The 11493-nt window shown below is 73.7% G+C and carries 6 protein-coding genes; 3 read left to right on the plus strand and 3 right to left on the minus strand.

The features are described from left to right. Window positions 1-2 precede the first annotated feature (2 nt). Together ACIOMQ_RS04670 and ACIOMQ_RS04675 are read right to left on the minus strand one after the other, a co-directional pair. Window positions 3-455, minus strand: a complete 453-nt coding sequence (locus tag ACIOMQ_RS04670) for an NUDIX hydrolase (RefSeq protein ID WP_401936879.1) — start codon at window positions 453-455, stop codon at window positions 3-5. A gap of 40 nt (window positions 456-495) precedes the next feature. Then, the gene (locus tag ACIOMQ_RS04675) at window positions 496-903 is read right to left on the minus strand and encodes a hypothetical protein (RefSeq protein WP_402187827.1); all 408 of its coding nucleotides are present in this window, start codon (window positions 901-903) and stop codon (window positions 496-498) included. A gap of 365 nt (window positions 904-1268) precedes the next feature. Here ACIOMQ_RS04675 and ACIOMQ_RS04680 point away from each other — a divergent pair, with 365 nt between their 5' ends. Further along, window positions 1269-4571 carry a right-handed parallel beta-helix repeat-containing protein gene (locus ACIOMQ_RS04680; protein ID WP_362195047.1) on the plus strand — a complete coding sequence of 1101 codons (3303 nt, stop codon included), beginning with the start codon at window positions 1269-1271 and terminating at the stop codon, window positions 4569-4571. Between the two features lie 77 nt (window positions 4572-4648). Continuing rightward, window positions 4649-5839 carry a S8 family serine peptidase gene (locus tag ACIOMQ_RS04685; RefSeq protein WP_402187829.1) on the plus strand — a complete coding sequence of 397 codons (1191 nt, stop codon included), beginning with the start codon at window positions 4649-4651 and terminating at the stop codon, window positions 5837-5839. A gap of 64 nt (window positions 5840-5903) precedes the next feature. Here ACIOMQ_RS04685 and eccCa read toward each other — a convergent pair whose 3' ends face one another. Next, window positions 5904-9878, minus strand: a complete 3975-nt coding sequence (eccCa, locus tag ACIOMQ_RS04690) for a type VII secretion protein EccCa (RefSeq protein ID WP_362195041.1) — start codon at window positions 9876-9878, stop codon at window positions 5904-5906. 201 nt (window positions 9879-10079) lie between these two features. Between eccCa and eccD the strand changes: the two genes are divergently transcribed. Beyond that, the gene (gene eccD / locus ACIOMQ_RS04695) at window positions 10080-11486 is read left to right on the plus strand and encodes a type VII secretion integral membrane protein EccD (protein WP_401262955.1); all 1407 of its coding nucleotides are present in this window, start codon (window positions 10080-10082) and stop codon (window positions 11484-11486) included. The last annotated feature ends 7 nt before the right edge of the window (window positions 11487-11493 follow it).

The raw sequence follows: 11493 nt of genomic DNA on the forward strand, positions 1-11493 counted from the left end.
GCTCAGCGGGCGGCCGCGGTCCGTCCGCCCGGAGCGCCGATCAGCCCGAGGGCGTCGATCGTGGCCGGGGACAGCGCCGAGTCGTCCAGGCCGGACAACGGCATCCAGGCGACGGCGCTCGTCGAGTCACCGGCCTTGGTGACCGTCAGCGGGCCGGGCTTGAGCTCGACGCGGTAGAAGAGCCCCACCAGATTCCAGCTGATCCCGAGCCGCTGGGCCGTGTACGACCGCGCGTCCACCAGCCGGGCATCGAGGAGTTCGAGACCGGTCTCCTCGTACAGCTCGCGCGCCAGCGCCTCCCCCGGCTGCTCGCCCGGGTCGATTCCACCACCGGGCAGGTGCCACAGCCCCGGCTCGAAGACCGGCGAGGACTCCGAGAGCCGAGTCAGCAGCAGCCGGCCGTGCGCGGTGGCCATGGCATAGGCCGATACGCGCGAATGGACGTGACTTCCCACCGTGTTCCTCCGGGCTTCGAGCGGTGCGGTACGCGGTACTTCAAGAGCGGCAGCGCTTCGAGCGATGCGGCGCTTCAAGCGATGCGGCGCTGCGAGCGGTGCGGCGCTTCAAGCGATGCGGCGCTGCGAGCGGTGCGGCGCTGCGGCACTTCACGCTACGCGGCATCAACCACCCCCGCGGAGCGTTGCGTTGATGCCGTCCCCGTACGCCGGCATCAACCCGCGCCACCACCCGCGGCTCCCCCGGCCGCAGGAGGGCGCACCCGCGGCGGAAGAAGGCCGGTGTCCCGGGGCGGGGCGCCGGCCGGCCTTCTCGCCGGGGTCGGGCGACGAGTTCCGGCTCCTCGGCCGGGGCGGCGGGCTCGGGCTCGCCGTCGCGCATGACCAGCGTGGCCAGGAGGGCGGCGGCGAGGACACCGATCGCGCTGATGGTGAAGGTGGTGGACATCGAGGAGGTGAAGGCCTCCCGGCGGCCCCGGCCATGCCGGACCCCGCCGGGCACGGGCCGTGACAGGACCGGCAGCCGCAAGGACGGCGGGAAGGAACGGAAGGAACGAGAAGGGAAGGGGGCGAGAAGGGAAGGGGCGGGACGGGACGGGCCGTCCGGTCACGTCCTCCCGGGGAGCAGGGGCCGACGCGCCGCGAGCCTGACCAGTCGCTTCCCGTTCGCCTTGCTTCCTCCGGATTCCTTGACGACGGCGGTGGCGGGCCGTCCGCCCCGACAGGCATGATGGGCACATCAGTTCCACACGCCCCGGGTGCAAGCGGACGCTGTACAGCGGAACGGCGTCGGGGCGCCCGGGAGGTCACAACGTGTCACGCCAGCTGCTCACCGTCGCGCAGGACGGGACGGGCGACTGCCGCACCATCTCCGAGGCTCTCCGCATGGCCCGTACCGGAGCCGTGATCAGTATCGCCCCCGGGCGCTACGAGGAAACCCTCACGCTCGCCACTTCCCTGACGCTGACCAGCACGGAAGGCCGCGGCACCGTGGAGCTGGCCCCCCGCCGGGGCTCGGCACTGACCCTGGCCTGCGACTCGGCCATGGTGAACTCCCTCGTGCTGCGGGGCCACGACGAGGAGTTGCCGGTGGTGGACGTCCCGCGCGGGCAGCTCCTGCTCGACCGGTGCGATGTGTACGGGGCCTCCTGGGCGGCGCTGTTCGCCCGGGGCGCCGGCTCGCTGGCGGTCCGCCAGTGCCGGATCGAGAACCCCAAGGGCGCCGGGGTGGTGTCCACTTCGGCGGTGGAGAGCCTCCTGGAGGAGTGCGTCGTCGAGCACCTGGGCACCTCCGCCGTGGTCGCGGGCGAGCAGGGCAGGGTCTCGGTGCGTGCGGGCAGGCTCCGCGACGCGCGCGGCAACGGCGTCCTCGCCAACGGCCGCGCCCAGGTGCTGGTGGAGGAGTGCGAGATCTCCGCCGCCGACAAGCCCGGGATCGCCGCCGAGGAGGAGAGCACCGTCACCGTGACACGGTCCGCCGTGACGGACTCGGTGGTGGGCGTGTTCATGAGCACCACCGGGGCGACCGTCCTGGAGGACGTGACCGTACGGAACACCACCGGGCACGGGTACGTGGTCAGCGCCGGTTCCTCGCCCACCCTGCGCCGCTGCCGCACGGACCGGACCGCGGGACACGGGCTGCTGGTGACGGAGCGCAGCCGCGGAGTGTTCGAGGAGTGCGTGTTCGTCGCCGCCCGGGACTCCGCGATCCGGGTCACCGACTTCTCGTCCCCGGTGCTCACCGGGACCGCGGTCCGTGAAGCGGAGGGGACCGGGGTCCTGCTGGAGGAGAACTCCGCCGCGGAGATCGACCGGCTGGAGGTGGTCGGCAGCGGCGGCAGCGGGATACTCATCCGCGCGAGCGCCAACCCGCTGCTGCGGCGCACCACCGTGACACGCTCCGCGGAGCACGGGGTGGAGGTCCTGGGGGACGGCCGCGGCCGGCTGGAGGACTGCCTGATCGAGGAGTGCGAGGGCGCGGGGCTGCATGTGTCCGGGCACGGCAACCTGTACGTCGGCCAGGCCAGGCTGCGGACCGCGAAGGGCGCCGGTGTGCAGGTGGGCGCCCTCGGCGCGGTGACCCTGCGCGACACCGAGGTGAGTGACTGCCTCGCCGTGGGGATCCGGGTCGACGAGCAGGCCGAACTGACGGCGGCCCGGTCACGGGTGCGGGACGCGGGCGAGCACGGGGTGCTGATCGCGGCAGGCGCGAGGGCGTCTCTCAACTCCTGCGAGGTGACCGGATCGGCCGCCGACGGAGTCCGGGTGGAGGGTTCGGATCCGGTCTCGGTGATCGGCTGCACCCTGCGGGACAACCGGGGCAGCGGACTGCGCCAGTCCGTGCCCGGCGACCGGCTCGCGGTGGAGCAGCTGACGAGCGCCGACAACGGCGCTCCGGACGCCTGGGGCAGCGCCGCCGACGCGGTGGCGGCCGGCGACGGCCGGCTGCCCGGCGGGGCGGCCGTCGTGACCGCCGAGGTGGACGCGGAGAGCGGCGCGGTGGCGGAGCTGCGGTCCCTGATCGGCCTCGACGACGTCAAGGACCAGGTACTGACGCTGATCAACCTGAACCGGATGGCGCAGCGCCGGGCCGGTCTCGGCATGCCGGCGCCGCCGATGAGCCGCCATCTGATCTTCGCGGGCCCCCCGGGCACGGGCAAGACCACGGTGGCCCGCCTCTACGGTTCGATCCTCGCCTCGCTGGGAGTGCTGCGCTCGGGCCATCTGGTGGAGGTGTCGCGGGCCGATCTCGTCGCGCAGATCGTCGGCGGGACGGCGATCAAGACGACGGAGACCTTCAACAAGGCGCTCGGCGGGGTGCTGTTCATCGACGAGGCGTACACGCTCCTGTCGGACTCCGCCGGTTCGGGGGCGGACTTCGGCCGGGAGGCGATCGACACCCTGGTGAAGCTGATGGAGGACCACCGCGAGGACGTCGTGGTGGTGGCGGCCGGCTACCCGAAGGAGATGACGGACTTCCTCGCCTCCAACCCGGGCCTGGCCTCGCGGTTCACCCGCAGCGTCGAGTTCGCCGACTACACGTCGGAGGAACTGGTCACCATCGTGGAGCGGATGTGCTCCGCCCACCGCTACGAGCTGGACCCGGAGGCCCGTTCGGCGCTGCACACGCACTTCGAGCGGATGCCCCGCGACGCCGGCTTCGGCAACGGGCGCACCGCGCGGAAGGTCTTCGAGGAGATAGTGGACCGGCAGGCGTCCCGGCTCGCCGCGCGCGGCGATGTCGGGGAGCGCGATCTGGCCCTGCTGACCACCGAGGACGTGGGGCTCCCGCCCGCCGCCGCCGCGGACGACCAGGACCCGCTGCTGCGGCTGGACGCGCTGACCGGTCTGGGCGCGGTCAAGCGCGAGGTGAGCGACCTCGTCAACCTGCTGGCCACGGCGCGGCGCCGGGCCGCGGCGGGGCTGCCGGCGCCCCGGATCAGCAACCACCTCGTCTTCGCCGGCCCGCCCGGTACCGGAAAGACCACGGTGGCGCGCCTGTACGGCGAACTGCTGGCCTCCCTGGGCGTGCTCCCGCGCGGGCAGCTGGTGGAGGTGGCCCGCGCGGACCTGGTGGGCCGGTACGTCGGGCACACGGCGCAGTTGACCAAGGAGGTCTTCCAACGCGCCCTCGGCGGTGTCCTCTTCGTCGACGAGGCGTACACGCTGACCCCGGGGGCCGCCGGTTCCTCCTCCGACTTCGGTCAGGAGGCGGTGGACACGCTGCTGAAACTGATGGAGGACCACCGCGACGAGGTGGTGGTGATCGTGGCCGGCTACACGGAGGAGATGGACCGCTTCCTCAACTCCAATCCGGGCCTGGCCTCGCGGTTCACCCGGCACATCGAGTTCCCGGACTACTCCTCGGACGAACTGGTCACCATCGTGCGCCGGCAAGCGGTGGACAACGGTTACGAGTGCGCCCCGGGGGCGGCCTCGGCGCTGCGGACGTACTTCGACGCGATCCCGCGCGGCCGTACCTTCGGCAACGCCCGTCTGGCGCGCCAGACGCTGGAGAGCATGATGACCCGGCAGGCGCGCCGGCTCAGTGCCGTGGCCGCGCCGAGCCTGGACGATCTGCGGCTGCTGCTCCCCGAGGACCTTCAGGGGCGCTGAACCGGCCGGCCCGGCCCGTACCCGACCGAGAAGAACTCCCGCCCCCGCCGGGCGGCGGACCGAACCGAGGATGCCCCATGCGTCGCCGTACCAGTCTGCTGCTGTGTGTCACCGCCCTCGCGGCACTGGCCGGACCGGCCCCCCTCGCGGTGGCGGGAGTCGCGGAGGACGGCGGCACCGCGCTGCCGGGCATGCCGGACCGGCTTTCCCAGGACCAGGGCTGCACGACCGTGAAGGGCAAGGACACGGCGGCGGCTCCGTGGACCCGGGGCGCCCTGGGGCTGGACCAGGTGTGGCATCTGTCGCGGGGGCGCGGGGTGACGGTGGCGGTGGTCGGGACCGGGGTGAGTGACGACCCGGCCGTGCTCGCGGGCCGGGTGCGGGTACGGGGCTCGGCGGGCAAGGACTGTGTGGGCCGGGGCACCTTCCAGGCGGGTCTGGTCGCCGGGGCGGCGATGCCCGGCCAGGGCTTCTCCGGGGTGGCGCCCGAGGCGCGGATCCTGGCCGTGCGCGGCACCGGTGAGCGGGGCGAGCCGGACACGGGCCGGCTGGCGGCCGGAGTGCGGGAGGCGGCCGAGGCCGGTGCGGACGTCATCACGGTGGCCTCCCCCCTGGACGGCTCCGACAAGCGGGTGCGCGAGGCGATGGCCGTGGCCCGCGCGAAGGACGCCCTGGTGATCGTGCCGGCGGCGGCGGACAGCGTGCCGCCGGGGGTCTCCGGGGCGCCCCCGGCCCCGGTGGCCCCGGCCCAGGCGCTGGCGGTGCTCGACACCGGGCCGCAGGGGACGAGGCCGGAGTCCGCACCGCCCTTCCGGCACGCCGACCTGACCGCCCCGGGCGGCGCCCTGGTGGGGCCCGGCCCGGTGGGCGACGGCAAGTGGACCGCCTCGGGTTCCTCCTTGGCCGCGGCGATCACCGCGGGCACCGCGGCGCTGGTGCGCTCCTACCACCCCGGGCTGAGCGCCGCCGAGGTGCGCGAGCGGCTGCTGGCGGGTGCGTATCCGGGGGATCTGCCCGCGCTCGACCCGTACGGGGCAGTCTCCGGGGCCGCCGGTGGCAAGGCTCCGGCGGCCGTCGCGCACGCGGACCCGGTCCGTCTGCCGGGGGAGCCGCAGACGGCGGGCGCCCGGTCCACCGCCTACCTGGTGACGGCCGCCGCGGCGGGGACGGTCCTGCTGGTGGCCTTCCTCGCCGTGGTCCTGCCACGCGGCCGCGGCCGTCGCTGGCAGCCGGGCCGGCTGGACTCCGAGGGCCGGCCGCTCGGCTGACCGCTCGACGGCCTGCAAAGACGGAGACGGCGGGAGCCCGCGGGGGCTCACGCCGTCTCCGGGCTCACTCCTCCTCGGCGGTTTCCTCACCGGGCTCGGGCAGGGCGAGGTGGACCAGCCGGGTCTTGCGGCGGACGACGCTCTGGGCCCGGCCGGGCGGCATGATGCGCGGCTTGACGTTGTCGAGGAGGTAGCCCTCCGACGGCGGGCAGGACATCAGCAGGGCGGACGAGTTGACCTCGTTCATCTTGCGGACGAGGGCGTCCGGCCGGCCCGCGCCGGTGGAGGCGCGGGCGACGATCATGTGCAGGCCGATCTCGAAGCCGAGCGGCAGGTGGTTGAGCAGCGGTTCGAAGGGGCCGTCGAAGGGCGAGCCGACCATCTCGTAGTCGTCGACGACGACGAAGAGGCGCGGCCCGTTCCACCAGTCGGCACGGCGCATCCGGGCCGGGGAGATGTCCTCCCCGGGGAGCCGCTCGGTCATCGCGCGGGCCACACCGTCGACGTACTCGCGCAGCGGGTCCGCGGAGACGGCGTGCCCGAGCCGGTACTCCTCGGGGATGGCCTCGATCAGTTCCCGGCGGTAGTCGACCACCAGGAAGTTCGCCTGGTCGGGACCGTGGGTCGCCATGATCCGCTGGGCCAGCAGCTTGAGCGCACTGGTCTTGCCGCTCTCGGTGTCACCGACCAGGTAGAGGTGCGGGCTCTGGCCGAAGTCGTGCCAGACGGGCGCGAGTTCCACCTCGTCGATGCCGATCGCCACGCGCAGCGGCCGGTCGGAGGCGGGAAGTCCGGCGGCGGGCAGGTGGGTGGGGAGCATCCGCACCGCAGGTGCCGGCGGTGCGTCCCAGCTCTCCGCGACGGCCTCGACGAGGTCGGCGAGCGCCTCCGAGAGGTCCTCCGCCTGCTCCTGGCCGTCGATCCGGGGCAGGGCCGCGAGGAAGTGCATCTTGTCGGGGCTGAGGCCCCGGCCGGGCGACGTGGGGATGGTGCCGGCCTTGCGGATGTCGATGGCGGAGTCCATGGGGTCGCCCATGCGCAGTTCGAGCCGGGTGCCGATCTGGTCGCGCAGGGCGGCGGAGAGCTCCACCCAGCGCGAGGTGGCGATCACGAGGTGGACACCGTAGTTCAGGCCGCGGGAGGCCAGTTCGCCGAAGACACCGAGGTCGTCCATGAGGTCGTTGCGCACCGTGGACCAGCCGTCCACGACGAGGAAGACGTCCCCGAACGGCTGGTCGGCGAATTCGCCCGCCGCGCGCCGCTTGCGGTAGGAGGGCATCGAGTCGATGCCCTCCTCCTGGAAGAACAGCTCGCGCCGGTTCAGCAGCGAGGTGACCTCCGCGAGGGTGCGGGATATCCGCTCCCGGTCCAGCCGCCCGGCGACGCCGCCGACGTGCGGAAGGCCCCCGAGCGAGGCCAGCGCGCCACCGCCGAAGTCCAGGCAGTAGAACTGCACTTCGCGGGGGGAGTGGGTGAGGGCGAGGGAGCAGATCAACGTACGCAGCAGGGTGCTCTTGCCGCTCTGCGGTCCGCCCGCGACGGCGACGTGGCCGCCGGCGCCGGAGAGGTCGACGGTGAGCAGATCCCGCACCTGCTCGAAGGGGCGGTCCACGAGGCCGACCGGAACGCGGAGCCGTCCGCGGTCCACCGAACCGGCGGCGGTGAGCCCGAAGTCGGGGTCCGGAGTCAGCGGCGGCAGCAGGGCGTCGAGGCTCGGCGGGGTGTCCAGCGGGGGCAGCCACACCTGGTGGGCGGGCGGTCCGCTGTCCCGCAGCCGGTCCAGGGCGAGGCCGAGCAGGCTCTCCTCGGTCTCCGGTTCGGTCTCCGGCTCCGGGTCGGGAGCGGCCGGCAGGGTGTGGGGCACCACCCACTCGGTCCCCCAGGGGACCACCTGCCGGGCGATCTGCTCCCGGCGGGCACCCCGGCGGGGCGCCTTGTACGTACCGGACACATAGGCGGCGCGGAAGCGGGTCAGCGCCTCGACCCCGCTCTTGAGGTAGCCGCTGCCGGGCTGCGAGGGCAGGTGGTAGGCGTCGGGGACGCCGAGGACGCCGCGGCTCTCGATGGCGGAGAAGGTGCGCAGACCGATGCGGTACGAGAGATGGCCCTCCAGCTGGTTCATCCGGCCCTCCTCCAGCCGCTGGGAGGCGAGCAGCAGGTGCACCCCCAGCGACCGGCCGAGCCGGCCGATCATGATGAACAGCTCCATGAAGTCGCGGTGCGCGGCGAGCAGTTCGCTGAACTCGTCGACGACGACGAACAGGCTGGGCAGCGGCGCGAGGGGCGTCCCGGCGGCGCGGGCCCGTTCGTACTCCAGGAGGGAGGCGTAGTTGCCGGCCTTGCGCAGCAGCTCCTGACGGCGGATCAGTTCCCCGTGCAGGGCGTCCTGCATGCGGCCGACGAGGGCGACCTCGTCGGCGAGGTTGGTGATGACGGCGGACGTGTGCGGCAGTCTGTCCATGCCGAGGAAGGTGGCGCCGCCCTTGAAGTCGACGAGGACGAAGTTGAGCGTCTCGGAGGAGTGGGTGAGCGCCAGACCGAGGACGAGGGTGCGCAGCAGCTCGCTCTTGCCGGAGCCGGTGGCGCCGATGAGCATGCCGTGCGGGCCCATGCCGCCCTGGGCGGACTCCTTGATGTCGAGTTCGACGGGCGTGCCGTCCTCGCCGACGGCGATGGGCACCCGCAGCCGCCCGCGCCCCTCCACGGGATGGCGCCAGAGCCGGGCGGGCTCGTGCCGCCGCAGGTCGGGAATGCCGAGCAGCGCCGTCAGTTCGGTGTCGGTGACGAAGGGCTCCGAGGCCGTGGCACCGCCGCCGAGCCGGTACGGGGAGAGCCGCGCGGCCAGGGCGCGGGCGGCGGCCGGTCCGAACCGGTCCGGCTGCCCCAGCAGAGTGGCCTGCTCTTTGCGCTCGCGATCGGTCCGGACGAGGGACAGCCCGTCCTGGTCGAGGCGCAGTCGCAGCGTGCCCCGGGCGGCCTTCCAGGCGAGAGCCCCGCTGAGGTCCACCAGTACGGTGTTGCGGTAGCCGGGCCCGGTCACACGGTGCCCGGCGGGCACGGCCCCGCCGTCGACCACGACGACGGTGAACGGCTCGTCGCGCCCCGGCGGGGTCTCCGGGTCGAAGGGCGGCCGCTGGGTGAAGTCGGCGCCCAGCAACTCCTCCAGAGCCTGGAAGTCCGCCGCGGCGAGCCGGGCCTGACCGGCACCGTCCCGCTGGTAGCCGTGCTGGGCGTGGGGCAGCCACTTGAGCCACTCCCATCCGGCGCGCCGCTCGTCGCTCACGCAGAGCGCGATGTTCAGCTCCTCCGGGGCGTGGAAGGTGACCAGTTGGGCGATCAGGGACCGCAGCAGCGCCCGGGACCGCTGCTCGCCCTCGCCCTCCTCCCGGATCACCACCCGCGACCAGGCGCGCAGATACAGGGCGATGGGCTGGTCGGGGACGGTGCCGTAGGCGCGGATGAAACTGCGCAGGGCGTGTGCCGCCAGCGGTTCGAGGTCCTCGACCGGCTTGGTGGCGAGGGGCGCCAGCCGCATGGCGAGCTTCTGGTCCCCGACCGCCACCCGCACCTCGGCGAAGTCGTCGTCGGAAGGCCGGCGCTCCCACTGCCGGCTGGTGCCGGTCAGCGCCCACAGTGCGGCGGGAGCCGGATGGCGCCAGGCCAGGGCCTTCTGCTGGGCGCCCACCGTGACGCGGATCTTGCGGCGCATCTGCGTCAGATAGCGCAGGTAGTCGCGCCGCTCTCCCTTGAGTTTGCGTTTGCGTTCACCGGCGGTACGGATCAGCTGCGCCAGGATCATGGCCACGGAGGAGAGCAGCATCAACCCGATGGCGATATAGCTGAAGGCGGTCGCCTGGCCGGGACGCAGGAACATCATGAGCATCGCCAGCGACGTGAGGCCCATCGGCAGGTACGTCCACATCGCGGACGTGTTGGGTTCCGCCTCCGGCAGCGTCGGCGGCTCCTGAAGACCGAGTTCCCCGTCAGGCATGTCGGGACCCCGCCGACGGGCGGGCCGGCGGAACTGAACGGTGCTCACGCTGGGTGTCTCCTCGGGCTTGTCGCGTCCAGTCCTCGGCCGCGCGCGGGGTTCCGTCGGTGCGGGCCGCTCCCCGCCGGGCGCCGCGGGCGAGGGCAGGCCAAGGGGCCCGGGGGGCCTGGGACCTGACGTGTTGACCAAGGTAATGTGCGCCTCCCCACTTCGGTACCCCGGCCCCTCGGAGAGGTGCGGCCACCCGCCATGACTGAAACTTCGGGCATATCGAGCCCCGGTCTGTGCCGACTCACAGTGAAGACCCCCAAGCGTCTGCTCGACCTCGCCGTGCCGGTCGACGTGCCGCTGGCCGACCTTCTGCCGACCCTGCTCGACCACGCCGGTGAGGAACTCGCGGAGCAGGGGATCGAACACGGCGGCTGGGTGCTGCAACGGCTCGGCGAGGAGCCGCTGGACGAGGAGAGCACCCCCGAGGTGCTGTCCCTGCGCGACGGGGAGACGCTCCACCTGCGGCCCCGCGTCGAGGCACTGCCCGCGATCCACTTCGACGACCTCGTCGACGGGGTCGCCAGCACCATGCGCGAACGCCCGCACGGCTGGGACAGCCGCACCGGCCGCTGGCTGCTGCGCACCTCGGCCGTGCTGCTGCTCGCCGCCGGCTGGGTGGTCTGCGCCCTGCCCGGCGGCGAGGGACCGACCCGGGCCGCTGTCGCCGGCGTCGCGGGACTGCTGGTCCTCTTCGGTGCCGCCGCGGCCTCCCGCGCGGTCGGGGACTCGGCCGCCGGAGCCGCCCTCGGGGTCTTCGTACCGCCCTACCTGGCCCTGGCCGGCGCCCTGCTGCCGGTCGGAGAGGCGGACGGCGGCGGGCAGTTGACCGGTGCCCGCCTGCTGGCCGCGTCCGCCGCCGCCGTGGGCGGTGCGGTCCTGGCCGTGGCCGCGGTGGCGGCCTTCGTCCCGCTGCTGCTGTCGGTGGCGGTGATCGCCCTGGCCGGGGCGGTGTGGGGGACGCTGATGCTGACCCTGGACGTCGGCCTCGGGCATGCCGCGAGCGTGGTGGCCGTGCTCGCCGTCGCCGTCGGCGGCCTGGTCCCCGGGCTCTCCTTCCGGCTGTCGGGACTGCGGCTGCCCGTCCTGCCCTCCAACGCCGAGGAGTTGCAGGAAGGCATCGACCCGCACCCGCACGGGCACGTCGTCGGCCGCACCGCGCTCGCCGAGGAGTGGATGACCGCCCTGTACGCGGCAGTCGGCCTGGTCTGCGCCGCCGTGCTCACCGCACTGCTCCTGGACGACCCGGACACCCCGGCCCGGGTCACCGCCGGGGTTCTGTGCCTGCTCCTGCTGCTGCACTCCCGCGCCATCGGCAACGTCTGGCAGCGCCCGGCGGTCTTCCTGCCCGGCCTGTACGGGCTGGTCCTCGCGGCCCTCACCGAGGGGGCCGAACTCTCCCCCGAAGACCGTCCGGTCCTGCTCGCCGCCCTGTTCGCCCTCGCGGGCATCGCGGCCATCACCTCCTGGACGGTGCCCGGCCGCCGGGTCCTGCCCCACTGGGGACGGGCCGGCGACATCCTGCACACCTGCGCGGCGGTGGCACTGATCCCGCTGGCGCTGTGGGTATTCGGCGTCTACGGCGACCTGCGCGCCATTTCCGGCTGACGGGAGC

The organism is Streptomyces sp. NPDC087845 (assembly GCF_044742755.1).
GTDB lineage: Bacteria > Actinomycetota > Actinomycetes > Streptomycetales > Streptomycetaceae > Streptomyces.